Origin of the sequence: uncultured Tateyamaria sp., assembly GCF_947494755.1 — a bacterium.
Taxonomy (GTDB): Bacteria; Pseudomonadota; Alphaproteobacteria; order Rhodobacterales; family Rhodobacteraceae; genus Tateyamaria.
In genome coordinates this window covers 43,552-67,145 of record NZ_CANLVZ010000015.1, presented here as the reverse complement: position 1 = coordinate 67,145, position 23,594 = coordinate 43,552, and the positions used below count along the sequence as shown (strand labels likewise).

Sequence of the window (23,594 nt, the reverse complement as noted above, 5' to 3'; positions counted from 1 at the left end):
GTCTCCCTATGCTGTCAGGCGGGCGTGAATATCCATCGCCGCATCACGGCCTTCGGCCACCGCCGTTACCGTCAGATCATCCCCGCCAGCGGCGCAATCCCCCCCGGCCCAGACCCCGTCTACCGACGTCTGCCCGGTGGCATTGACCGCGATCTTGCCCCCGTCAAGGGCTGGCAGGACATCCCCCTCAAGGGTCTGCCCAATCGCGCGCAACACCTGATCCGCTGCAATGCGTACGGTCTGGCCCGTGCCGCTCATGTCATCATTCATATACTCAAATTCGATTTCGCGCACCGACCCGTTGCCATGCAGCGCAACCGGGGCCACATGCGTCATGATCCGCACACCCTTGCTGGCCGCAAGGTCCTGTTCAAAGACCGAGGCGTTCATACGATCCCGGCCCCTGCGATAGGCAAGCGTGACATTCAGCGCGCCCAGCAACTTGGACTGCACCGCCGCGTCCACCGCCGTCATGCCACCACCGATCACCACGACATCGCGACCGACAGGCAGCGCGCTCACGTCCTTGGCCTGGCGCAGATCGGCGATGAAATCGACCGCATCTAACACCCCGTCCCTATCACCGCCATCAATGGCCAGCGCATTCACCCCGCCAAGGCCCATGCCCAGAAACACCGCATCAAACTGCGCTCTCAAACCGTCCAAAGAAATGTCCGCGCCAAGAGCGGTCTCATACTCGACGGAAATGCCACCGATCTTAAGCAGCCAATCAACTTCGGCCTGCGCAAAGCCATCGGGGGCCTTGTAGGCGGCAATCCCATACTCGTTCAGACCGCCCGCCTTGCTGCGCGCATCATAGACGGTCACGTCATGCCCAAGCATTGCCAGACGATGCGCACAGGACAGGCCGGCAGGACCCGCGCCGACCACGGCCACAGTCTTGCCCGTCGCAGCCGCGCGGGTGAACGGGTGGACATCCTGCGCCTGCAAATGATCCGTCGCATAGCGTTGCAACTGCCCGATCAAAACAGGCTTGCCTTCAGCCATCTCACGTACGCAGGCCTCTTCGCACAAGGTCTCGGTCGGACAGACACGCGCGCACATGCCGCCCATGATGTTCTGGGTCAGGATGGTCTTGGCGGCGGCATCCGGCGTGCCGGTCGCGATCTGGCGAATGAACAAGGGTATGTCAATGTCAGTGGGACAGGCGGTGATGCACGGTGCGTCATGACAGAAATAACAGCGATCTGCGGCTACCAAAGCCTCATGCGGATCAAGCGCCGGATGCAGATCGGAAAAGTTATCCTGATAAGCATCAGCGTCCAAACGACCCGCCGCAACACCGGGTGAAAAAGGGGAATGCGCCATGGTCGCTCCGTCACAACATCTGTTCAGATCAAACGCTCTCACAGGCTCATAATTTTATCAACTGGTAAAAATATGAAAGGGAGGGCAAATATCCACACCTGCCCAAAGAAGCAGCAACCCGCCACAATCCCCTGACATTCGTGAAATACTTGCAATGGGCGGACCCTGCACCATATGAAAAAGTGCTACATCATCTATCGACCTACTGCTCCTATCGGCTCAGTCACTCGATCTAAATGACAACGCCAAGCTGCCGCATGTTGCGGGCAGATCAAAACTAGGAGTACCGACGATGGCAAACGGCACCGTCAAATGGTTCAACACAACCAAAGGCTACGGCTTTATCGCACCCGAAGATGGGGGAAAGGACATCTTTGTACACATCTCAGCGGTTGAGCGGTCCGGGCTGACAGGTCTGGCCGACAACCAAAAGGTCACCTTCGATCTCGAAGCGGGCCGCGATGGCCGCGAAAGCGCAGTGAACATCGCGCTCGCCTGATCAGGCACACATGTTTTTCGCAGGCGGTGCAGTCACATGCGCCGCCTGTTCTGTTTCCCAGCACCCAAAATGAGCCGCCCACACACGCCTCTTTTGACCAAAAATACCGCGGGAGTCCGCAAGGACGGAGCAGCGCACCTCAAACATCGTGTCGCGCGTATGCGCGTCCTTCAGATCACGGTCCGCTCCAGTCCACATCGCCCGCCTCGGCGATCTCCAGACGACCTGCAGGCCATGGCACCATCAACGCCTTTGCCGCATCAAGATCATCGCCCAGCCAAACGGCTATATCTGCCCGCTCCAGCAGAACCCCCATCCGGTGATGGATCGGGGCAACATCCGCATTCGGCGCGCAGGTGACCGAGGCCACCTGCGGCACCTCCAATCCACCGGGGGCCGTCCAGACATCTGTGATCGCGGCAAAGTGCAGGAACCCGCCACTCTTGGGGGCAATCCGCCACGCCGTCTTGCGTCGCCTTTCACCCGTCCACTCATACCAGCCATTCACAGGGATCACCGCGCGACCCACACCATCAAAGGCTGACTTGTCAAAGACCGTCTCGGCGCGCGCATTGACGATCTGTTCCATCACGGGCCGCCCGCGCGCGTTCACGCGGCCCACCGGCACGATCCCCCACCGCATCAGGCGCAGCGCACCGTCAAAAACGACAATCTCCTGCCCGGGCGCAATGTTGTGGCGAGGGGGCATTACGGGCCCATCCACACCGGAAACACCCAACTCAGCCGCCAGATCCTCGACACCCCCCGTCAGGAAAAACCGCCCCGGCATCTCACTGGACCTGTTCAATCAAGTCGACAACATGCGGGCCCATGCCGTTCACGATCTCGCGCACACCGCTTGCGTTGGGATGTATGCCATCGGCTTGCATATACCCGCGCAGCGACGCAGGGTTGGTGCCCGCACCGCCCAAGCCGGCAAAGAAACTTTCAAGATACAGCACGCCGTAAGCCTCGGCGATCTCGGGATACATCGCGTCAAACGCCGTCTTGTACTCCTGTCCATAGTTCCCCGGTGCCTGCATCCCGACCAGCAACACGGCCACACCGGCCTCCTGCGCGGCCGCCACGATCCCATCAAGATTGGCCCGGCTGACCTCAGGACCAATCCCGCGCAAAAGGTCATTCCCTCCCAATGTCACAATCAGCGCATCCACATCCGGCGTCAGCGTCCAGCCAACGCGCGACAAGCCACCCGCTGTCGTATCGCCCGAAACACCGGCATTGATGACAGCAACGTCGTGCCCCTGTTCCTGCAACCAGTTCTCAAGCTGGGGCACGAACCCCTCCTCCCCCGGCAAACCATAGCCCTGGGTCAGGCTGTCCCCCAAGGCCGCAATCGTCACCTTCTCAGCCACCGCGAAACTTGCCCAGAAAATAAGGACAATCGCGCCCATCACCTTGCCCATGCTGATCCAGCCTCCATATGAGTTCGTATCGTACAATAAAGGGTCTCTTGCATGTCCGATCCAGTCCTGTCGCTCAAAGATGCGGCGCTCAGCCTTGATGGCAATGCCGGGCGGGTCGATATCCTGCACGGGATTACGCTGGATATCGCCGGTGGCGAAACTGTGGGGCTTGTGGGCCCATCCGGGTCAGGCAAGTCGTCGCTGCTGATGATCATGGGCGGGCTGGAGCGGGCGACTGGCGGATCAATTCACGCCTTGGGCCAAGATCTGACCGCCATGAACGAGGATGCGCTGGCCCGCTTTCGGCGCGGGCACATGGGTGTGGTGTTCCAGTCCTTTCACCTGATCCCCACGATGACAGCCCTCGAAAACGTGGCCACGCCGCTCGAACTCGCCGGCGCGCGCGATGCCTTTGCCCGGGCCGAAGCAGAGTTGGAGGCTGTCGGTCTGGGCCACCGCGCCGGACACTATCCCAGCCAGATGTCGGGGGGTGAACAGCAACGCGTCGCGCTGGCGCGCGCCTCGGTCACGCGGCCCGACATCCTGCTGGCGGACGAACCCACCGGCAACCTCGACGGGGTCAACGGGGCGGCGATCATGGATCTGCTCTTTTCCTTGCGCGACAGGCATGGGGCCACCTTGGTGCTGGTCACCCACGCCCCTGATCTGGCCGCACGCTGTGACCGGTTGATCCGCCTCGCTGACGGAGCGATCGACCCACAGGTCAAGGCCGCAGAATGAGCCTTGCCATCTCCGCCCGTTTCGCGCGGCGCGAATTGCGTGGCGGCCTGCGCGGCTTTCGCATTTTTCTCGCCTGTCTGGCCCTTGGGGTCGCCGCCATTGCCGCCGTCGGCTCGGTCCGCTCCGCCATTGAGGCCGGATTGGCCCGCGAGGGGGCCGCTCTGCTTGGCGGCGATGCCGAGCTTGATTTCACCTACCGCTTTGCCACCGACGAAGAACGGGCCTGGATGCAAAGCGTCGCCACGGACGTCTCCGAAATCGCGAACTTTCGGTCCATGGCCGTGATTGACCGCCCCGACGGGGCGGAACGCGGCCTGACGCAAATCAAGGCGGTCGACAGCGCCTATCCTTTGATCGGCACCGTCGAACTGGACCCCGCTATCCCGTTGGCCGAGGCGCTCGCCCCCCAAGACGGGGTGCCCGGCGCCGTGATGGAGCAGGCCTTGATTGATCGTCTGGGCCTGACCGTCGGGGATACGTTTCGGCTTGGCACGCAGGAGTTCATCCTGACCGCCCAACTGGCCCGAGAACCTGACAGCGCGGCAGGCGGTTTCGCCCTTGGGCCGCGCACAATCGTGTTGCGCTCAAGCCTCGCCAACGCCGAATTGCTGGCACCGGGGACGTTGTTCAACTCGAAATACAGGCTGGCCTTGGCCGAAAACACTGACCTCGCAGCGCTCGAAACCCAAGCCCGCGCTCAGTTTGAAAACAGCGGTTTGCGCTGGACCGACGCGCGCAATGGCGCACCCGGTGTGGCCGAATTCGTCGACCGGCTTGGTGCGTTTCTGGTGCTGGTGGGCTTGTCCGGACTGGCGGTCGGCGGTGTGGGCGTGTCGGACGCTGTGCGATCCTACCTCGCTGAGAAAACCAGCGTGATTGCCACCTTGCGCACCTTGGGCGCTGAACGTGCGACGATCTTTCAAACCTACTTTCTTCAGATCGGCGCGCTGTCCCTGCTTGGCATCGTCATCGGCGTCGCCTTGGGGGCACTTGCCCCGATCCTGCTGGCCCCGATCATCGAAGCGCGCCTGCCGATCCCTGCCAGCTTTGCACTCTACCCGGCCCCCTTGGTCGAGGCCGCAATCTACGGCCTCCTCACCGCCTTCATCTTTACCCTGTGGCCACTGGCGCGCGCCGAAGACGTGCGCGCCGCCACCCTTTTTCGCGACGCACTTGGCACCGCCAAGTTGCTGCCCGCCACGCGTTACCTAGTCTGGATCGCTCTTGGGCTTGCCGCACTCATCGGATTGGCGGGCCTCTTTTCCGGCACGTGGCGACTGACCCTTTGGACGGCGGGTGGCATCGCCTTTGCGCTCTGTCTGCTGGCACTGGCGGCGGTCCTGATCCGCTGGCTGTCGCGCCTCTTGGCCCCGCGCGCACGAGGGCGACCCGCACTCAGATGGGCGCTTGGCGCGATATCGGGATCCCGCGAGGGGGCCACATCGGTTGTCTTGTCCCTTGGGTTGGGCCTTTCGGTGCTGGCCGCCGTGGGCCAGATCGACGGCAACCTGCGCAATGCGATCACCGGCAACCTGCCCGATATCGCGCCAAGCTATTTCTTTGTCGACATCCAGCGTGACCAGATGGAAGGCTATACCGAGCGGCTGGAAAACGACCCTGCCGTCAGCCGTATCGACAGCGCACCCATGCTGCGCGGCATCATCACGCAAATCAACGGCACACCTGCGCGCGAGGTGGCTGGTGATCACTGGGTGATCTCGGGCGACCGGGGGATCACCTATTCCGCGACCCCGTCCGAAAACACCCGGATCACAGCGGGCGAGTGGTGGGAGGACGATTATACCGGCCTCCCCCAGATCAGTTTCGCTGCCGAAGAGGCCGAAGAAATGGGTCTGTCCCTTGGGGACAGCATGACCATCAACATTCTCGGGCGTGACATTACGGGCACGATCACGTCGTTCCGCGAGGTCGACTTTTCGACGGCAGGCATCGGGTTCATCCTGTCGATGAACCCAAGCGCGCTGGAGGGTGCGCCGCACACGTTCATCTCGACCGTCTATGCCGAGGAGGGTGCCGAGACCCAAATCCTGCGCGACATCGCCAATGCCTATCCCAACGTGACCGCCATCCGGGTGCGCGACGCCATTGATCGCGTCAGCGAGGTGTTGGCGGGACTGGCCGCCGCCACATCCTATGGTGCGGCTGCGACCTTGCTGACGGGTTTCCTCGTCCTGATCGGAGCAGCGGCAGCGGGCACTCAGGCACGCACCTACGAAGCCGCAGTGCTGAAAACGCTCGGAGCGACTCGACGGCGCATCCTGATCAGCTTTGCCACCCGCGCCGCCCTCTTGGGACTGGGCGCAGGCGCTGTCGCGCTCGCCGCCGGGATCGCGGGGGGATGGGCGGTCAGCCGCTTTGTCATGGACACCGACTTTGCGATCATCTGGCCCTCGGCCCTTGCGATTATCATCGGCGGCGTTGTCGCAACACTGATTGCCGGGCTCGCCTTCGCCTGGGGTCCGCTTGCCGCGCGCCCGGCCCAAGTGCTGCGAGGGCGCGAATAAGCCGCGTTGCGTCAGCGCGCGCGCACTGTCAGACCATCCACACCCACCCGAGCCGAAGGCCCCGCCATGACCGACCAGTTGCCCATGCCCATCACGCCCCCTTTGACGCGCGCGCAAAAAAACCAGGTGCTGAACCTCGTCCGCCGCGCCGCCCGGGCCGAGATCATGCCCCGCTTTCGCCGCCTCGATGCCGGGGACATTGACACCAAGCGTGACGAAAACGATCTGGTCACCCAAGCGGACACCGCCGCCGAAGCGATGATCACACGTGGCCTGCAAATGGCCTTCCCCCACGCGCTGGTGATCGGGGAAGAGGCGGTTTCGACCAACCCCAAACTGCTCGACGGGGTGGGCGAGGCGGAGCTGTCCTTCATCATCGACCCGGTGGACGGGACATGGAACTTCGCGAAGGGCATGCCACTTTTCGGCACGATGGTCGCAGTCTGCCGGTTTGGGCAACCGGTGTTCGGGCTGATTTACGACCCTGTCGGCGATGACGCAATCATGGCAGACAGCACGTCGCCCGCGCTGTGGCAGACGCAATCGGGGCGGCAACGGGCCATTCACACAAGCCCGACCAAGCCGCTCGGCCAACTCGCCGGATACGCGCACATCCGGCTGATGCCGCCGGCCCATCGCGCCCTGATGTGGAGCAAGGTCGGCGATATCGCCTTTGTCGGGTCACTGCGCTGTTCGGCGCATGAATATCGTCTGTTGGCGACAGGGGCCGTCGACTTTGTGCTGTCCGGCCACCTCAACAGTTGGGACCACGCGGCAGGCGCGCTGATCTGCCAGCAGGCCGGGGGCAAGACGGGCATGTTGGACGGCAGGGCCTATGACGCAACCGTCTCGACCGGGTATTTGCTGACCGCCTCCTCCCCCGAAGTTTGGGACACGGTCGCCACCCATTTCGAAGGGCTTAAGGACAAAGCATGACACCCTGGTTCTTTGGCTATGGCAGCCTCGTCAATCGCGCCACACAAAGCTATCCGCAGGCCCAAACGGCCCGTTTGAACGGCTGGCGACGGATTTGGGTGCGCACCGCGATGCGCGATGTGGTGTTCCTGTCCATCCACCCAAGTCCCGGACACAGCATTGATGGCCTGATCGCGGCAGTGCCGAATGCGGATTGGGCCGCACTTGATCTGCGCGAAACAGGCTATGCACGGCGCGATGTCAGCGGACAGATCACGCACAACGCTCCGGCCAGCACCATCGCGGCGTATCAGGTGCCAGTTGAGGATCAGCGCCCGGGCGGGGCGCACCATATCCTTCTGAGCTATCTCGATGTGGTGGTGCAGGGGTTCGCAAACGAGTTCGGACCTGCCGGAGCCGAAGCGTTTTTCGCAACCACAGACGGGTGGGATACGCCGGTGCTGGATGACCGGGCGCAGCCGCTTTATCCACGTGCACAAACCCTCAGCCCGCAGGAACGCGCGCTGACGGATCGCCTACTTGCGCAGGTGCAATAGGGACATCAGACGCCCCTCGCGATCAAAACGGTCACGCACAGCTTGCGGCCCCTCCTGCGCGATGACGCGGCGGGCCAAGGCCCAGGCCACGCCTCCGAACACAACCCCGGCGAGGGATTGGCCAATCAACACGCCCGGCGCGCCATAAAGATACGCGCCCAGCCACACAAACGGGATCATCGCGGCCGTGTTGCGCCCCCAATTCATCCACGTGGAGTAAAACGGGTGGCCCAGATTGTTGAAGGCGGCATTTGCAACGAACAACACCGCGTTGAAGTAAAACAGCAAGGCGAGAGGGCCGCAAAACAGGAACACCAACTCGCGGGTCACGCCGGTCGCCCCGAAAAGGTCGGCGATCAGACCGCGCAGGGCGAACAACAAGAGCGCAATCACCACGATCACTCCAGCAGCAAAGATCAGCGCGGCGCCGAATCCGGCCCGCACACGGTCAAAGCGTTGCGCCCCGTAATTCTGGCCAAGGATCGGGCCCACAGCACCCGACAGGGCAAACACCACTGCGAATGAGACAGGCATCAGACGCCCCACAATCGCCATCCCGGCCACGGCCTCAAGCCCGTACTGCGCCATGGACCGGGTCACAATCGCCTGCCCCACAGGGGTCGCCAGTTGGGTCAGGATCGCGGGGCATCCAATGACCATCAGGGGGCGCAGATCCTGCCACATCGCCGCGGGGTCCGGGCGTGGCAATCCGCCGTGATGGCGATAGATCGGGACCAAGGCGGTCACGCCAATGACAACCCGAGCCGCTACAGATGCCAGGGCCGCCCCGGTCAGATCAAGGCCCAGCCCAAAGATCAGGATCGGATCCAGCACCGCATTTACGCCGCCGCCATAGATTGTCGCCATCATCGCGCGACGCGCATCTCCATGGGCGCGCAGAATGGCACCCCCCATCATGCCGACCACCAGAAACGGCAGCGACGGCACAATGATGCGCAGGTAATTTTCGGCCAAGGCGGCGGTCTCGGTCTCGGCCCCGATCCAGCGTACGAATGTGGGGATGTTCAGCCAGACACAAAAAGCAAAGAGCGCCCCGAAGCCGACCCCATAGATCAGCCCATGGGTGCTGCTGGCCCGCGCCGCATCCTCATTCCCCGCCCCCAGTGATCGGGCCACCAGCGCACCCACCGCAATGGCCATGCCGATGGAAAAGGAGGTGGTGAAAAACAGGATGGACCCGGCATAGCCGATGGCCGCCGCCAACTCGGCCTTGCCCAACATCGAGATGAAAATCATGTCGATGAAATCGACCAGAAACACCGCCGTGATCCCCACCGCAGAGGTCAGCGACATCACTGTCACATGGCGCAGCAAAGAGCCGGACAAGAACTTCGCCTGCCCCTCAGCCACGGAACCGCGCCGCCGCTGTTGCTGAATAGTCCCCCCCTGAGGGCCGCTGTCGGGGCGCACGCAGCGGGAAGGACATGATCAGCGCGCCTTTATGACCTGCAGCAATGGCATGAGCGCCGCCATGTCGGGACCGTGCGCCTGTCCGGTCAGGGCCTTGCGCAATGGCATGAACAAGCCGCGCCCTTTGCGGCCTGTCGCCTCTTTGACGGCAGCTGTCCACGTGCCCCATGTATCTGCCGAAAACGGTGCTTGGGGCAGCATCGTCAGCGCCTCGGCCACGAACGCCTCATCCTCGTCGTCAATAACGGGCTCCGCCCCATCTCGGCACAGCGCCCACCAGGCATCCAGATCATGCAGCGTCTCGATATTGTCGCGCATCACCAGCCAGAACGGCTCTGCCCAGTTGGCCGGTACACCCAACGCGTCGATCTTGGCCTGCACCGCCGCCACCGGCAGCGATTGCAGATACCGACCGGTCAGCGGAAACAGGTCCGCCTCATCAAACTTGGTCGGGGCCGACCCGAAACGCGCGATGTCGAACCCATCCACCAAGTCCGCCATGTCCGTGCGCAACTCGACCGGGTCGGACGAGCCCAAACGGGCCATCAACGACAACAGCGCCATCGGCTCAACACCGCGCGCGCGCAAATCGCGCAAGGCAAGCGTGCCAAGACGTTTGGACAGCGCCTCGCCTTGTGGGCCTGTCAACAGGGAATGGTGGGCAAAGCGCGGCGCAGTCCCACCAAGGGCTTCGATGATCTGGATCTGGGTTGCCGTGTTCGTCACGTGATCGGATCCACGCACGACATCCGTCACGCCCATCTCCATATCATCGACAACAGAGGCAATAGTATAAAGGACCTGACCGTCCTGACGGATCAGAACCGGGTCGCTCACGCTGGCCGCATCAATGCTGATATCGCCCAGAATGCCGTCGGTCCATTCAATGCGGGATTGATCCAGCTTGAACCGCCACACCCCTTGCCCGCGCTCGGCACGCAGGGCGTCGCGTTCGGCTTCGCTCAGCGCGAGGGCCGCACGGTCATAGACCGGCGGCTTGCCCATGTTGAGTTGTTTCTTGCGCTTGAGGTCCAGCTCGACCGGCGTCTCGAACGCCTCGTAAAAGCGGCCATTGGCGCGCATTGTGTCCGCCGCCGTGGCATAGCGATCAAGACGGGTCGACTGGCGCTCGACCTTGTCCCAATGCAGGCCCAGCCATTCGAGGTCCTGCTTGATGGCATCGACATACTCTTCCTTCGACCGCTCGGGGTCGGTGTCGTCAATACGCAGGATGAAGGTCCCACCGGCCTTGCGCGCGATGAGATAGTTCATCAGCGCCGTGCGCAGGTTCCCGACATGGAGATATCCAGTGGGCGATGGGGCGAAACGGGTGGTGGTCATTTTTGTGCTCTCCGGGCTCTTGTCGCCTGCCTTGTCATAGGGCCGCTGGCTTGTCCAGTTTTGCACCCTCACGGTGCGGCACGAACAGGCCAATAGGTTGCCAGATCTGCGATACCGGCCCGGATCAGTTCGACCAGCACATCCGGGTCAATGCGATCCAGCCGCGTGATGTAAACGCAGGATTTGCCTTTGGTGTGCGGGCCGAGGCGCGCAAGGATGTCGCAGAAATCGGTATAGCCCGGCAGAATGTAGATGCTCAGCTTGGCGGCGCGCGGGGCAAAGCCGGTGGCGCACCACGTGCCCGACCGGCCCGACGCGTAGGTGTAGTCATAGGCACCGTAACCCACGACCCCATTTGCCCAAAGGCGCGGATCAAATCCGGTGGCTCGCCGAAACAGTCCGTCCAGGGTGCGCGCGTCACTCTGGCGGCGCGCGGGTGACAGGTTTTCAAGCCACACCTGAAACGCAAGATCGGGGTCGTCGCCCATGAGTGCCCCCTCACCGGTCGATAATTTTTGCGTGAAAGCCCGTGACAGTCGCAAAATTGGGCTATCTTGAGAGTCTCATATGCAAGGATAGCACCCATGTCCCATTCCTCAAAATTTTCCCGCCGCACCGCCCTGTTGGGGGCCGCCGCACTGCCTTTGGCCGCTGCAAGCGTCACGTCGGCCCGTGCCGCCGCCCCGATGCTGGGCGTCGCACAGTCCAACTTTCGCCGCGTAAAGGTGGGCAATTTCGAAGTCACCACATTGTTGGCCGGCACCCGGCCCGTCGAAAACCCGCACGAAATTTTCGGGATGAACGTCGATAAAGAGACCTTTGATGACGTGTCCGCCGAGGCTGGCCTGTCGACAACCGCCGCTCAGTTCTTTTTCACGCCAACGCTGGTGAACAACGGCTCCGAACTGGTGCTGTTTGACACGGGCTTGCAAGGTGCGACCACAGTGCAGGCGATTGAGTCCGCCGGATACACCGCCGATCAGGTCGACAAGGTGGTCATCACCCACATGCACGGCGATCACATCGGCGGCCTGTCGACCGATGGCACGCCGACATTCGCCAACGCCGCCTATGTGACCGGCAGCACTGAATTTGATGCATGGGCGAAGGCCGACAACGAAAACTTCGAAGGCAAAGTGCGCCCCTTGGCCGAACAGATGACGATGCTGGACGATGGCGGATCACCGGCCTCCGGGATCACGGCCATGGCCGCCTTTGGGCACACCCCCGGTCACATGACCTATATGGTTGAGGATGGGGGCACGCAGTTGGTCATCGGTGCCGACTTTGCCAACCACTATGTCTGGTCGCTGGCCCATCCCGATTGGGAGGTCCGCTTTGACATGGACAAAGAGGCGGCCGCAGCCACGCGCAAACGGCTGCTGGACATGATGGCCGCCGACAAGACGGCGTTTATCGGATACCACATGCCGTGGCCCGGCATCGGCTATGTCGAAAAGAGCGGCGATGGCGGCTATCGATATGTCGCGCACAGCTATCAGTTGATGCTGTAATCCAACGGGGCGGAGGACACCTCCGCCTTACGAGATTGAGCATGAGAGGCGGAGGTATCCTTCGCCTTTTTTGCTTGTGCCTTAGGCTGCGAACAGCGGGGCGGGCGGGGCCGGTGTTGTGTCTTTGGGCGCAAGTCCAAGAATGTCTCGGATCACGGGCGCGTCGGACGGGTCCAATATCCGGCGCGCCGGTTTGTAGATGCGTTGCCGCGGATATGAGCCGTCAAACACCGACACGAATTTACGGTGGCTTTCGGCCCCCATCACCCCTTCGAGGTCATCGCCAAGCAACATGCTTTCGCTGAACACACCGCTGCTGCGGATCACCTCATGCCGTTCGAGCAGCAGATGGTAATATGTGATCCTGCCAGTGCTTTCCCGCGTCACCCGGTGCCCGTCAACCAGATGGCGGGCGGCGATCATCACCTCGGACGTTCCAAAACTGGCCTCACATCGCATGTCCGAGATCAGCAACCGGTGGCGCGCAGACACCCGGACGGGTGCCGTCGCACCAAGCGTGTCTGTCTGGATCGTCACCGGGGCGGCCCGGCCCATCCCCGGCACGTTCGAGTGGGCCATCCACAACAGCGGCTGCGGGCCACTGTCACGGGTTTTGATCAACACGCCCGGTTTCAAATCCTCGACCCGTTGTGGCCCTGCAAAAGTGTCAATCAGGGACCCCTGGGCAAAGCAGGCAAACCGGTGCTGTGCCTCACTTTGGTAAGCGCTGTAGAAGCCGGTGGACCGGCCCGCCGCCTTATGCGCCTCATGCCATCCGGTCAGATCGAAATCCGGGGTCCACACGACGCGCATCACCGTGCCTTGCGGCTTTGTCCCCTCAAAGACGATCGCACTCGGACGCCCCAGTCGCATCTCGCAGTGAACCACCACCGCATCCTCAACGGCTGCGCGATTGAGTGAAAGCGCATATCTGTCGCCCACACGAAACTGCCCACTGTCATCCTCGCCATGCGAGGTGATCACCAAGTTGCGGCAACCCGCCATCCGCTCGTCAAACACAGCCGTGCCATCGCCTGCAGATGCATCCCGCCCGGTCGCGGTTCCAAACTCAGAATCTTCGGCATAAAACGTCGTCGGCATAGGCCCCCCTTCTTGGGGTCCTGCATGCCGCAAATATCCTGACGCCTCCTTAAATGCGCGCCTCGCCTTGCAAAAAAATCAACGCAATTTTCCGCAAATCAACTGGGATCGCGCCACCGATTCACGATTGGGTATCGTCGATCCAGCCAGAAGGCCCGCTTGGTCAGCCGCGCGCCGGGGGCGGATTGAAAGCGTTTGTATTCGCTGAGATAAATCAGCTTTTCGATCTTGCGCGCCACATCCCGATCGAACCCGGCGGCCACGCAATCGGCAATCGACCCGTCCTGATCCACCAGAATCTCAAGCAGCGCATCAAGCTCGGGATAGTCCGGCAAGCTGTCGCTGTCTTTCTGGTCATCGCGCAATTCGGCCGAGGGCGGTTTGGTGATGATCCGGTAGGGAATAACCTCGCCCCCGTGGCCCATCATCCAGTCGCGCAGATTGGCGTTGCGCCAGCGGCAGGTCTCGAACACGCGCGTCTTGTAAAGATCCTTGATTGGATTATAGCCGCCCGCCATATCGCCGTAGATCGTCGCATAGCCCACCGCGACTTCGGACTTGTTGCCGGTGGTCAGCAGCATCTCGCCAAACTTGTTGGACAGCGCCATCAGCAGCAGGCCGCGAATGCGGCTTTGCACGTTTTCCTCGGTCAGGCCCTCGTCCAGCCCCTCAAACAGCGGCGCAAGCGTGTCGGTCACAGCCGCGCGGGTCTGGGTGATGGGCACATAGTCATAGCGGCAACCAAGTGCCTTGGCGCAGGCCTCAGCATCCTCAAGCGAATGGGGCGAGGTATATTCAGAGGGCAACATCACGCAGCGCACGTTGTCGGGGCCAAGGGCGTCCGCCGCAATGGTGGCCACCAGCGCGCTGTCCACACCGCCCGACATGCCCAGCAACACCTTCTTGAACCCCGTCTTGGCGCAATAGTCGCGCACGGAGGTGACCATCACGCGGTAATCCTGCTCCCACTCGTCGGCGCGGTGGGCCTTGGGGCCGTCTACAACACGCCACCCTTCGGGGCCCCGCTCAAGATCGACATGAGCGACGATTTCGTCGAACACGGGCAATTGCACCGCCAACTGGCCGCCCGGGTTCAGCGCAAAACTGCCCCCGTCAAAGACCTGATCGTCCTGCCCCCCGACCATATTGAGGTAAATCAGCGGCAACCCGGTTTCGACAACGCGGGCGACCATGTGGTTCAGGCGGGTCTCGAACTTGTCGCGATAATAGGGCGAGCCGTTCGGGACGAGCAAAAATTCAGCGCCTGTTTCTTCCAGCGTTTCGGCCACGTCGCCATGCCAAGCATCCTCGCAGATGGGGCTGCCAACGCGCGTATTGCCCACGGAATAGGGGCCACCCAAAGGCCCGGCATCAAAGATCCGAACCTCATCAAACACGGTCTCATTGGGCAGATGATGCTTGAGCACACGGCTGGCGATCTTGCCGCCCTTGCAAATCAGATAGGCATTGAACAACTCGGTGCCTTCGGCCCAGGGGCAGCCAATCGCAAGCGCAGGGCCATCCGCACAAGCCGCGGCCAAGCCCTCGACCGCCTGCATGGCGGCGGTGAAAAAGGCGGGTTTTCGCACCAGATCCTGTGCATTGTAGCCGGTGATGAACATCTCGGGCAGCGCAACAAGATCAGCACCGGCATCGCGGCCCGCTTCCCATGCGGCGCGCGCCTTGGCGGCATTGCCCTCAATATCGCCCACTGTCGGGTTCAACTGGCCCAACGTAATGCGGAATGTCTCAGCCATATGGGGCGCTCCTTCACCGTTGCGGGTGATGTAGCAGAAAGCGGGGCCAAGGAAACCCAACATGCGCGCGAGGCGTCCCCCACTTACAGTGGCACCGCGAGGATAGCGCCAAAAGACCAAGACGGGCGCACCCTGACCCAACCCGCGCCGTCCAACACCATTTGGTTAACCCCATTGCCCCCTGCCGCGCCCTGTCTTACGCTTTGGCGGGCTTGGCCATGGGTGGGCAAGCTGACCTAACTCCAAGGGGTACTCCATGTCGTTGCGCAGCCTGATCGTCGGCCTTGTTCTGGTTCCAGCCCTCGCCAGCGGGGCGCTGGCCCAATCGGGGAACGTGCAGACCAAACAATATGACGATGGCGGTATCTATGAGGGCGCGTTTCGCGGTGGGCTGCAACATGGGCAAGGCACCTACCGGCTGCCCAACGGCTATGAATATTCCGGCGAATGGGTGGACGGTGAGATCAAGGGCGAAGGCACCGCACGCTTTCCCAATGGCTCGGTCTATCAGGGCAACTTCTCAAAGGGCAAACCTGACGGGTTCGGCAAGATTACTTTCGCAGATGGCGGCACCTATGAAGGCGAATGGGAAGCAGGCGCGATCATTGGAGAGGGTGTGGCTCTTTATGCCAACGGGGTGCGCTATGAGGGACAGTTCCGCAATGCCAAGCACCACGGCAAAGGCGTGATGCAAAGCCCCGGTGGCTACGAATACAAAGGCGATTGGATCGATGGGATCAAACAGGGCACTGGCGTGATCACCTACCCGGATGGGGCGGTCTATGACGGGCAGATCGAGGCGGGCAAACGCGAAGGCAACGGCACGCTGACGATGCCCGATGGCCTTGTCTATGTCGGCCTGTGGAAAGACGGACAGATCGACGGCACCGGCACCCTGACCCAACCCAATGGCGACGTCTACGAGGGCAACCTGGTCGAAGGCCGCCGCGAAGGCAAAGGCCGGGTCACCTACGCCAATGGTGACGTCTACGAAGGGCAATTCGCAGACGACCGACGCCACGGCCAAGGCACGTTCATCGGCAACGATGGCTATACCTATATCGGGCAATGGGCCGAAGGGCAGATTGATGGTGCAGGCCGCGTCACCTACCCCGATGGGGCTGTCTATGAAGGGGCGTTCGAGGATGATCTGGCCAATGGAAAGGGCAAGATCACCTATACCGATGGCTCAACCTACGACGGGGACTGGGTTGCAGGCGTAATCGAAGGCACCGGGCGCGCGACCTACCCCAACGGCGTTGTCTACGAGGGCGGGTTCAAGAACGCGCGAAACCACGGCACAGGCGTCATGACCTATGCCGATGGATACCGCTATGAGGGCAACTGGCTGGACGGGCAGCGCCATGGTCAGGGCACCGCCACCTACCCGGACGGCACCATCTATGTGGGCCAGTTCGAGTCCGGACAGCGCCATGGCACCGGCAGAATCGAAATGGCCTCGGGCTTCATCTATGAAGGCCAATGGCAACGCGGCGAGATCGACGGCCAAGGCATCGCCACCTATGCCAATGGCGACATCTATGAAGGCACCTTCAAGAACGGCAAACGCCAGGGCGTCGGCACCATGCGCTATGCCACGGGCGAAGAGGCCACCGGCGAATGGGAGAGCGGCGCGCTCAACGACGAAAGCTGAGGGTGATGCGGCACCTGATCTGGATACTGTGCCTGATCGCCGGGCCTGCCTTTGCGGACTGGACCTATGTGCCGACATGGACGGACCCGTTTGACGGCTATGACACACGCGCAGCGACCACCAGCAACGCGGATGGCTACCAACTCCACCTTTACCGCAACCCCGTCGGACGGGTCTATGTGCTGATCTCGTTGCCCGAGGGTGCCCCCGATCTGGTCACGACCGGAGCGATTGCCACACTGACCCCCGAAGGCGCTGACCCCAAGCTGATCGAGGCCCGCGACGAACGGGGCCGGGTCGTGGAATATGCGCTGAGCAACGGACGCCAAATGCGCGACCGGCTCTGGCACGGCGAAGGGCAAGCGCCCGCCTTTGGCACCTTCCATGACATTCTCGAAGCGCCCACCCTGTCCGTGACACTCACGCAGGCAGACGACACCCGGATCACAACATCCTGGGCCATGGCCGGGGCTGAACAGGCCGTTGCCCAGGCGCTTGGGATTTCGATGAACGGCACACCTGCCGGGGCCGAGTGGGAGGACGCGGCCTCTCAAGCATTGCTGGCCGCGATGACGGCCTGTCAGTTCCCTAAGCTGGATGTGGAATGCGTGCAGAAGGTGTCGGCATGCAGCGCCAAAATCAGCGAAACGCGCGATATCGAAGGTTTCGAGAGCTGCGTGACGCAAGACCCATAGGGACCAGACCTGCCGGGGTTCAGATCACGCAAACAGCGCCTAAACCACCTCGCCCGCCTCCATCCGTTCCAAAAACGCATCGGCCTCTTGCAGGACGGTCGCGCGTTTCTCATCACTCATCCGATCCCACGTCCGGTACATGTTGCCCATGCGCGCATTGTTCGAAAACCGGTCCCGGTGCTGGTCAAGGAAATGCCAATAGAGCAGGTTGAACGGGCACGCCCCCTCACCCGTCTTGACGCTGACCTTATAGGCACATCCCTTGCAGTAATCCGACATGCGATTGATGTAAGCCCCTGAACTCACGTAGGGTTTTGAGGCGATCACGCCCCCATCCGCAAATTGCGACATGCCCACGACATTAGGGGCCTCGACCCATTCAAACGCATCTGCATAAACGGCCAGATACCACTCGGACACCTGCCCCGGATCAAGACCAGCGAGCAGGGCAAAGTTGCCCGTGACCATCAAACGCTGGATATGGTGGGCATAGGCCTCGGCCCCCGTCTGTTCGACGGCCTTGGACACACAATGCATCCGGGTTTCGGACCCCCAAAAGAAGTCCGGCAGATCGCGGGTGTGACCCAACCCGTTACGGCCCGCATAGTCCGGCCCCTCGTGAAAGTAGATCCCGCGCACATATTCGCGCCAGCCGATGACCTGACGAATGAACCCTTCGGCCGCGTTGATGGGCGCATCGCCGGCTTTCCACGCGTCCTCGACCGCGCGACACACCTCGAGCGGGTCAAGCAGACCGATGTTGAGGTAGGGCGATACCAGCGCGTGATAAAGGAACCGATTGTCCGCCAGCATCGCATCCTGAAAGTCACCAAACTTGGCCAACCCGTATTTCACAAAATGCGCGAGCGCGCGGCGCGCCTGCCCCTGATCGGTGGCAAACCAGAACGGGCGCACATCGCCAAAATGATTGCCAAAGCGGGCCTCCACCAGATCAAGGACGTCCTCAACCACATCATCCGGCGTAAATTGCATCGGCCCTGAAAACGCGACATCACTGGGTGCCGGTTTGCGGTTTTCATGGTCGTAATTCCACTTGCCACCCGCAGGCTCATCACCTTCCATCAGAAGGCCGGTCTTGCGGCGCATCTCGCGATAGAAATACTCCATCCGCAGCGCCTTGCGCCCTTCGGCCCAGCCCTCAAACATCGCATGGGACGCGATGAAACGGTCGTCCTCCAGCATCGTCAAAGACAACGGCGCATCCTCAAGCGCGGCAATCAGGCGAAACTCGCCGGGCTTGGTGGCGATCACTTCGCTGGCCCCAAACTGATCGGCGCGCCGGATCAACTCCCCCACGATAGACCCGGTATTGTCGGTATCGTCCAACTCGGTATAGGCGACCTGCCACCCGTCATCGCGTAAACGGGCCGCAAATTTGCGCATCGCCGCCAGTACCAGCACGATTTTCTTGGGGTGGTGGGGCACATAACTGCCCTCCTCGGCGACCTCGGCCATAACAACCACGTCGGTCGCCTTGTCCGCAGCCGCCAGTGCGGCCACGTCCAAACTCAACTGGTCCCCAAGCACAAGGATCAACCGGCTCACCACGCCACCTCCGCACCGGAATAGTCAAAGAAGCTGCCCGTCTGTCTGGGCCCAAGCCCGTCCATCACACCAATCAGGTTCTGTGCGGCCTCGGATGCTGGCACGGCCGGGTGGCGGCTCAGATATTTCTCGGTAAACGGAGTTTCCACAGTACCCGGGTGCAGGGCGACAACAGCAGCCTCCTTGTGCGTGCGGGCAAGCTCAATGGATGCAGTGCGCACGATCTGGTTCACCGCCGCTTTGGCACTGCGATAACTGATCCAGCCCCCTATTCGATTGTCGCCAATCGACCCGACACGGGCCGACAGTACCGCAAACACGCAAGGCCGGTCCCGGTGCAACAACGCATGGGCATGGGATAGCACCAAGGCAGGCCCGATGGCATTCAGCGCAAACTGATCGGCCATCGCACGCGCATCCAACCCCTTGATGGTTTTTTCAGGGGCCGCCCCGCCAATCTCCAACGCGCCGGTCGCAACGACCACGCGCTCATACGGACCCCGACCCGACAAATGCTGCGCAATCGACCCGGCATCCGTCACATCAAACCCGTCAGCCGAACGCGACAGGCGATCCACCTGCGACCCCCGCGCAACAAACCCATCTGCCAAAGCGGAGCCAATGCCGCCCGACGCCCCAATAATCAATACACTGCTCATCAAAGCCAAACTAGATGGCATTCACGATCCATCAACTTCATTTCGCCAAAAAACCGCCCCCGGAGGGCCGGACAGCCACGCGCCTCAACGCTCGTATTTCAGTCTTCCCATTTGAGACAGCCGCGATATAATTAGGGCCATGACACGAGCCTCGCATATCCAAACGCTGCATCTTTCCGGTGCTATTTCGCGTGGCCTACTGCTCCTAATTCGCCTCTGAGCGCAGCCCGTCGGCGCGCCCGCTCAGAGGATCGCTCGCGCGTCAAAAGGCTTCAGGATCAGATCAAAAGAGATACCACCATGACACAAGATAAAGTCGTAATTTTCGACACAACGCTCCGCGACGGCGAACAGTCCCCGGGTGCCACGATGACCCACACCGAAAAGCTCGAAATCGCGAGCCTGCTCGATGATATGGGCGTCGACATCATCGAGGCCGGGTTTCCCATCGCCTCTGAGGGGGATTTCAACGCTGTCTCGGACATCGCCAAAAACGCGACCAATTCGGTGATCTGCGGGCTGGCCCGCGCCCAGATCGGCGACATCGACCGCTGCTTTGAGGCGGTCAAACATGCCCGCCAACCACGCATCCACACTTTCATCGGTACCTCGCCGCTGCACCGCGCCATCCCCAACCTCAGCATGGATGAAATGGCCGAGCGGATCGAACAGACCGTCACCCACGCGCGGAACCTCTGCGACAATGTGCAGTGGTCGCCGATGGATGCGACCCGCACCGAACTCGACTACCTCTACCGGGTGGTCGAAATCGCGATCAAGGCGGGGGCGACCACGATCAACATCCCCGACACGGTCGGCTACACTGCCCCACGCGAAAGCGCGGATTTGATTCGAAAGCTGCTGGAAAACGTGCCCGGCGCGGACGAGATCATCTTTGCCACCCACTGCCACAACGACCTCGGCATGGCGACCGCCAACAGCCTCGCCGCCGTCGAGGCCGGTGCGCGCCAGATCGAATGCACCATCAACGGGCTTGGTGAACGCGCAGGCAACACGGCCTTGGAAGAGGTCGTGATGGCGCTGAAGGTACGCAACGACATCATGCCTTATCAAACGGGCATCGACTCGACCAAGATCATGAATATCTCGCGCCGTGTTGCGACCGTCAGCGGCTTTCCGGTGCAGTTCAACAAGGCCATCGTGGGCAAGAACGCCTTCGCCCACGAATCCGGCATCCACCAGGACGGGATGCTCAAGAACGCCGAGACCTTCGAGATCATGCGCCCCGAGGATGTGGGCCTGTCGGCCACCAACCTCGTGATGGGCAAGCATTCGGGCCGTGCCGCCTTGCGCGACAAGCTGGAACAGTTGGGCTTTGAAGTGGGCGATAACCAACTAAAGGACGTGTTTGTCCGCTTCAAGGCGCTCGCCGACCGCAAAAAGGAAATCTTTGACGACGATCTGATCGCGCTTATGCGCACCAGCACCGACCCCGAAGACGAACGGCTCAAGATCGAAAAACTGGCCGTGCGCTGCGGCACGGACGGCCCACAAGTCGCTGACCTCGTGATGACGATCAATGGCGAGCGGCAGATGACGACACAGACGGGCGACGGGCCGGTCGATGCAACCTTCAACGCGGTCAAGGCGCTGTTCCCGCACGAAGCACGGCTGCAGCTTTATCAAGTGCACGCCGTAACCGAAGGCACCGACGCCCAAGCCACCGTATCGGTGCGGATGGAGGAAGATGGGCGGATCGTGACCGGCCAATCTGCCGACACGGACACCGTCGTGGCCTCGGCGCGGGCTTATGTGCACGCGCTCAATCGCCTGCTGGTCCGGCGCGAAAAATCCGGCAGCGACAAGGCCGAAATCAGCTACAAGGACGTCAGCTGACGACACAGGCGGGCGCAACAGCCCGCTTGACATCCCGTAAGGCGGACGTGTCGTCCGCCCGGCCCAGCCTCAGCCGCTGGTGCCGTCCGCATCAAACATCAGACGCAAGGTCACAGGCACGGTGCGCACGATGTTGGGCAGGCTCGCCAATTCCATCAACTTGTCCACGCCCGCCTCGATCCCGGCATCGGCCGTCGACAGGAACATCATGCTGTCGGTTGTGACCATTACCTTGTCCTCCGTCAGGCGCATCACGAACATATCGCCATAAAGCGGGATCTCGGTGCCAAGCAACTCGAGCGTGCCTTCAACCTCCATCACCGTGCTGTCGCCCACAGGCATAGCATCCAGCGCCGTCATGTCGATCTGCGCAGAAATCGCGGCGCGGGGCGCGTTCTTGAACACATGTTCGATCATGCGTTCGTTACGGATGTCGATATTCGTCTCGACCGATGACAGATCGATGCCAAGCGTCACGGTCCCATCTTCGGCGACAGTGCCGTCCACGGATCCAAAGCTGTGGACCTCGCCCGTGTCATTGAACTTGATCGAGCCAAAAGCGAGGTTCGAGGCGGCTCCGTCCAGCGTCCAGGTGTCGGCCTGCGCGACACTCACACTCAGCGCAAGACCGAGCCCCACTGCTGCAATCTGCTTGAAAAACATATCATCCTCCGAAAAATCCAAACGCCGCGACCACGGCGCGATCCGAACCTGATTAACAACTCGTGTCTGAATTTTATTCGAAGTGGTCCGAAAGTTTTTTCACATCCTTGCGACATGCGGCAAAACCTCGCCACTTTCACGCCGATTGGGGCCTTTCGCCCCTGCACAGGCGGGCCTATAAGGCGGTCGGTCTGCGCCTCATATCGAGTCGCGGACCCAATTTCATTTTGGGCCGGATCTTGTTGAGGTCAGGCGCGGGCTAGGTGGGCAGAATGTCAGTATTCGGAAATCTGGGTGGGCTTTTTTCATCCGACATGGCGATTGATCTCGGCACCGCCAACACGCTGGTCTACGTCAAGGGCAAGGGCGTTGTCTTGTCTGAACCCTCTGTCGTCGCCTACCACATCAAGGATGGTGTCAAGAAAGTGCTGGCCGTGGGCGAAGACGCCAAGCTGATGCTGGGCCGCACTCCCGGCTCAATCGAGGCGATCCGCCCCATGCGCGAAGGGGTCATCGCCGACTTCGACACCGCCGAAGAGATGATCAAGCACTTCATCCGCAAGGTCCACAAACGCTCGACCTTTTCCAAGCCCAAGATCATCGTCTGTGTACCCCACGGTGCGACCCCGGTAGAAAAGCGCGCCATTCGCCAGTCGGTTCTGTCCGCAGGCGCACGCCGCGCGGGCTTAATCGCCGAACCCATTGCCGCGGCCATTGGCGCGGGCATGCCGATCACGGACCCCACCGGCAACATGGTTGTCGACATCGGCGGCGGGACAACCGAAGTGGCCGTTCTGTCCCTTGGCGACATCGTTTACGCCCGCTCCGTCCGTGTCGGGGGCGACCGCATGGACGAGGCGATCATTTCCTACCTGCGCCGCCAACAAAACCTGCTGGTAGGCGAAACCACAGCCGAGCGGATCAAGACCTCTATTGGCACAGCGCGGATGCCCGATGACGGGCGCGGCACCTCAATGCAGATCCGGGGGCGTGACCTGCTGAATGGTGTCCCGAAGGAAATCGAAGTGACCCAGGCCCAGATCGCCGAGGCCCTGGCCGAACCCGTCCAGCAAATCTGCGAAGCGGTGATGACGGCCCTTGAAACCACACCACCCGATCTGGCGGCCGACATTGTGGATCGCGGCGTGATGCTGACCGGCGGTGGCGCACTGCTTGGCGACCTTGATCTGGCCTTGCGCGAGCAAACCGGCCTTGCCGTGTCCATTGCAGACGAGTCGCTGAACTGCGTGGCGCTTGGCACCGGCAAAGCGCTTGAATACGAAAAACAACTGCGTCACGCGATTGACTACGACAGCTAAGCCCGCCTGATCCCCGGAACAAAGTGTTGACTTGCCCCGCAGGG

21 protein-coding genes are annotated in these 23,594 nt (G+C 61.8%); 10 read left to right on the top strand and 11 right to left on the bottom strand.

All coding sequences use genetic code 11. The annotated features are described in order from the left end of the window. Window positions 1-6: 6 nt before the first annotated feature. Complete coding sequence (locus tag Q0908_RS16875) at window positions 7-1,329, bottom strand: NAD(P)-dependent oxidoreductase (RefSeq protein WP_299287226.1); 1,323 nt, start codon at window positions 1,327-1,329, stop codon at window positions 7-9. A gap of 292 nt (window positions 1,330-1,621) precedes the next feature. Between Q0908_RS16875 and Q0908_RS16870 the strand changes: the two genes are divergently transcribed. After that, window positions 1,622-1,828, top strand: coding sequence for a cold-shock protein (locus Q0908_RS16870; RefSeq protein WP_299152221.1), 207 nt, complete (start codon window positions 1,622-1,624; stop codon window positions 1,826-1,828). A gap of 175 nt (window positions 1,829-2,003) precedes the next feature. Here Q0908_RS16870 and Q0908_RS16865 read toward each other — a convergent pair whose 3' ends face one another. Both Q0908_RS16865 and Q0908_RS16860 read right to left on the bottom strand, forming a co-directional pair. Then, window positions 2,004-2,618, bottom strand: a complete 615-nt coding sequence (locus Q0908_RS16865; protein WP_299287221.1) for an SOS response-associated peptidase — start codon at window positions 2,616-2,618, stop codon at window positions 2,004-2,006. 1 nt (window position 2,619) lies between these two features. Next, window positions 2,620-3,255, bottom strand: a complete 636-nt coding sequence (locus Q0908_RS16860; RefSeq protein WP_299287218.1) for an arylesterase — start codon at window positions 3,253-3,255, stop codon at window positions 2,620-2,622. A 51-nt stretch (window positions 3,256-3,306) separates the two neighbouring features. Here Q0908_RS16860 and Q0908_RS16855 point away from each other — a divergent pair, with 51 nt between their 5' ends. From Q0908_RS16855 to Q0908_RS16840, 4 genes are all read left to right on the top strand, one after another. Next, window positions 3,307-3,996: an ATP-binding cassette domain-containing protein gene (locus Q0908_RS16855; RefSeq protein WP_299287215.1), complete on the top strand. Its 690-nt coding sequence runs from the start codon at window positions 3,307-3,309 to the stop codon at window positions 3,994-3,996. Further along, on the top strand, window positions 3,993-6,521 hold the full coding sequence (locus Q0908_RS16850; protein ID WP_299287212.1) for an FtsX-like permease family protein: 2,529 nt from the start codon (window positions 3,993-3,995) through the stop codon (window positions 6,519-6,521). The genes Q0908_RS16855 and Q0908_RS16850 overlap by 4 nt, the downstream gene beginning before the upstream one ends. Window positions 6,522-6,587: 66 nt before the next feature. Beyond that, a complete protein-coding gene (locus Q0908_RS16845) occupies window positions 6,588-7,457 on the top strand; it encodes an inositol monophosphatase (protein WP_299287209.1) in 870 nt (289 codons plus the stop codon). Further along, window positions 7,454-7,993, top strand: coding sequence for a gamma-glutamylcyclotransferase family protein (locus Q0908_RS16840; protein WP_299287206.1), 540 nt, complete (start codon window positions 7,454-7,456; stop codon window positions 7,991-7,993). Before Q0908_RS16845 ends, Q0908_RS16840 begins: the two co-directional genes overlap by 4 nt. Here Q0908_RS16840 and Q0908_RS16835 read toward each other — a convergent pair. The 3 genes from Q0908_RS16835 to Q0908_RS16825 all read right to left on the bottom strand — a co-directional run bounded on the left by Q0908_RS16835 (window position 7,973) and on the right by Q0908_RS16825 (window position 11,253). Next, window positions 7,973-9,364 (bottom strand): MATE family efflux transporter, encoded by a 1,392-nt coding sequence (locus tag Q0908_RS16835; RefSeq protein WP_299287203.1) that lies wholly within the window; start codon window positions 9,362-9,364, stop codon window positions 7,973-7,975. The genes Q0908_RS16840 and Q0908_RS16835 overlap by 21 nt on opposite strands. Window positions 9,365-9,442: 78 nt before the next feature. Beyond that, window positions 9,443-10,765: a glutamate--tRNA ligase gene (gltX, locus tag Q0908_RS16830; protein ID WP_299287200.1), complete on the bottom strand. Its 1,323-nt coding sequence runs from the start codon at window positions 10,763-10,765 to the stop codon at window positions 9,443-9,445. Between the two features lie 68 nt (window positions 10,766-10,833). Beyond that, the gene (locus Q0908_RS16825; protein ID WP_299287197.1) at window positions 10,834-11,253 is read right to left on the bottom strand and encodes a DUF1801 domain-containing protein; all 420 of its coding nucleotides are present in this window, start codon (window positions 11,251-11,253) and stop codon (window positions 10,834-10,836) included. A 96-nt stretch (window positions 11,254-11,349) separates the two neighbouring features. Here Q0908_RS16825 and Q0908_RS16820 point away from each other — a divergent pair, with 96 nt between their 5' ends. Next, the gene (locus Q0908_RS16820; RefSeq protein WP_299287194.1) at window positions 11,350-12,279 is read left to right on the top strand and encodes an MBL fold metallo-hydrolase; all 930 of its coding nucleotides are present in this window, start codon (window positions 11,350-11,352) and stop codon (window positions 12,277-12,279) included. Between the two features lie 81 nt (window positions 12,280-12,360). Here Q0908_RS16820 and Q0908_RS16815 read toward each other — a convergent pair whose 3' ends face one another. Beyond that, window positions 12,361-13,380 carry a Hint domain-containing protein gene (locus tag Q0908_RS16815; protein WP_299287191.1) on the bottom strand — a complete coding sequence of 340 codons (1,020 nt, stop codon included), beginning with the start codon at window positions 13,378-13,380 and terminating at the stop codon, window positions 12,361-12,363. A 98-nt stretch (window positions 13,381-13,478) separates the two neighbouring features. After that, window positions 13,479-15,137 (bottom strand): NAD+ synthase, encoded by a 1,659-nt coding sequence (locus Q0908_RS16810; protein WP_299287188.1) that lies wholly within the window; start codon window positions 15,135-15,137, stop codon window positions 13,479-13,481. A 256-nt stretch (window positions 15,138-15,393) separates the two neighbouring features. On the opposite strand from Q0908_RS16810, the gene Q0908_RS16805 reads away from it, so the two are divergent. Together Q0908_RS16805 and Q0908_RS16800 are read left to right on the top strand one after the other, a co-directional pair. Further along, entirely contained in the window at window positions 15,394-16,791 is a 1,398-nt protein-coding gene (locus tag Q0908_RS16805; protein ID WP_299287186.1) for a 2-isopropylmalate synthase, read from the top strand. Between the two features lie 5 nt (window positions 16,792-16,796). Then, on the top strand, window positions 16,797-17,486 hold the full coding sequence (locus Q0908_RS16800; RefSeq protein WP_299287183.1) for a hypothetical protein: 690 nt from the start codon (window positions 16,797-16,799) through the stop codon (window positions 17,484-17,486). A 39-nt stretch (window positions 17,487-17,525) separates the two neighbouring features. Here the strand turns inward: Q0908_RS16800 and Q0908_RS16795 are convergent, their stop codons facing one another. Together Q0908_RS16795 and Q0908_RS16790 are read right to left on the bottom strand one after the other, a co-directional pair. Beyond that, on the bottom strand, window positions 17,526-19,052 hold the full coding sequence (locus tag Q0908_RS16795) for a cryptochrome/photolyase family protein (RefSeq protein WP_299287180.1): 1,527 nt from the start codon (window positions 19,050-19,052) through the stop codon (window positions 17,526-17,528). Continuing rightward, entirely contained in the window at window positions 19,049-19,711 is a 663-nt protein-coding gene (locus Q0908_RS16790; RefSeq protein ID WP_299287177.1) for an SDR family NAD(P)-dependent oxidoreductase, read from the bottom strand. The genes Q0908_RS16795 and Q0908_RS16790 overlap by 4 nt, the downstream gene beginning before the upstream one ends. Before the next feature lie 300 nt (window positions 19,712-20,011). Here Q0908_RS16790 and Q0908_RS16785 point away from each other — a divergent pair, with 300 nt between their 5' ends. Next, a complete protein-coding gene (locus tag Q0908_RS16785; RefSeq protein WP_299287174.1) occupies window positions 20,012-21,568 on the top strand; it encodes a 2-isopropylmalate synthase in 1,557 nt (518 codons plus the stop codon). A gap of 69 nt (window positions 21,569-21,637) precedes the next feature. On the opposite strand, the gene Q0908_RS16780 is transcribed toward Q0908_RS16785, so the two are convergent. Beyond that, entirely contained in the window at window positions 21,638-22,231 is a 594-nt protein-coding gene (locus Q0908_RS16780) for a YceI family protein (RefSeq protein WP_299287171.1), read from the bottom strand. Window positions 22,232-22,503: 272 nt separating this feature from the next. Here Q0908_RS16780 and Q0908_RS16775 point away from each other — a divergent pair, with 272 nt between their 5' ends. Next, window positions 22,504-23,550, top strand: coding sequence for a rod shape-determining protein (locus Q0908_RS16775; RefSeq protein ID WP_299152195.1), 1,047 nt, complete (start codon window positions 22,504-22,506; stop codon window positions 23,548-23,550). Window positions 23,551-23,594: the final 44 nt, after the last annotated feature.

Coding starts and splice junctions, on each gene's coding strand:
- Q0908_RS16875 (WP_299287226.1), bottom strand. CDS start 1,329: ATGGCGCATTCCCCTTTTTCACCCGGTGTTGCGGCGGGTCGTTTGGAC.
- Q0908_RS16870 (WP_299152221.1), top strand. CDS start 1,622: ATGGCAAACGGCACCGTCAAATGGTTCAACACAACCAAAGGCTACGGC.
- Q0908_RS16865 (WP_299287221.1), bottom strand. CDS start 2,618: ATGCCGGGGCGGTTTTTCCTGACGGGGGGTGTCGAGGATCTGGCGGCT.
- Q0908_RS16860 (WP_299287218.1), bottom strand. CDS start 3,255: ATGGGCAAGGTGATGGGCGCGATTGTCCTTATTTTCTGGGCAAGTTTC.
- Q0908_RS16855 (WP_299287215.1), top strand. CDS start 3,307: ATGTCCGATCCAGTCCTGTCGCTCAAAGATGCGGCGCTCAGCCTTGAT.
- Q0908_RS16850 (WP_299287212.1), top strand. CDS start 3,993: ATGAGCCTTGCCATCTCCGCCCGTTTCGCGCGGCGCGAATTGCGTGGC.
- Q0908_RS16845 (WP_299287209.1), top strand. CDS start 6,588: ATGACCGACCAGTTGCCCATGCCCATCACGCCCCCTTTGACGCGCGCG.
- Q0908_RS16840 (WP_299287206.1), top strand. CDS start 7,454: ATGACACCCTGGTTCTTTGGCTATGGCAGCCTCGTCAATCGCGCCACA.
- gltX (WP_299287200.1), bottom strand. CDS start 10,765: ATGACCACCACCCGTTTCGCCCCATCGCCCACTGGATATCTCCATGTC.
- Q0908_RS16825 (WP_299287197.1), bottom strand. CDS start 11,253: ATGGGCGACGACCCCGATCTTGCGTTTCAGGTGTGGCTTGAAAACCTG.
- Q0908_RS16820 (WP_299287194.1), top strand. CDS start 11,350: ATGTCCCATTCCTCAAAATTTTCCCGCCGCACCGCCCTGTTGGGGGCC.
- Q0908_RS16815 (WP_299287191.1), bottom strand. CDS start 13,380: ATGCCGACGACGTTTTATGCCGAAGATTCTGAGTTTGGAACCGCGACC.
- Q0908_RS16810 (WP_299287188.1), bottom strand. CDS start 15,137: ATGGCTGAGACATTCCGCATTACGTTGGGCCAGTTGAACCCGACAGTG.
- Q0908_RS16805 (WP_299287186.1), top strand. CDS start 15,394: ATGTCGTTGCGCAGCCTGATCGTCGGCCTTGTTCTGGTTCCAGCCCTC.
- Q0908_RS16800 (WP_299287183.1), top strand. CDS start 16,797: ATGCGGCACCTGATCTGGATACTGTGCCTGATCGCCGGGCCTGCCTTT.
- Q0908_RS16790 (WP_299287177.1), bottom strand. CDS start 19,711: ATGAGCAGTGTATTGATTATTGGGGCGTCGGGCGGCATTGGCTCCGCT.
- Q0908_RS16785 (WP_299287174.1), top strand. CDS start 20,012: ATGACACAAGATAAAGTCGTAATTTTCGACACAACGCTCCGCGACGGC.
- Q0908_RS16780 (WP_299287171.1), bottom strand. CDS start 22,231: ATGTTTTTCAAGCAGATTGCAGCAGTGGGGCTCGGTCTTGCGCTGAGT.
- Q0908_RS16775 (WP_299152195.1), top strand. CDS start 22,504: ATGTCAGTATTCGGAAATCTGGGTGGGCTTTTTTCATCCGACATGGCG.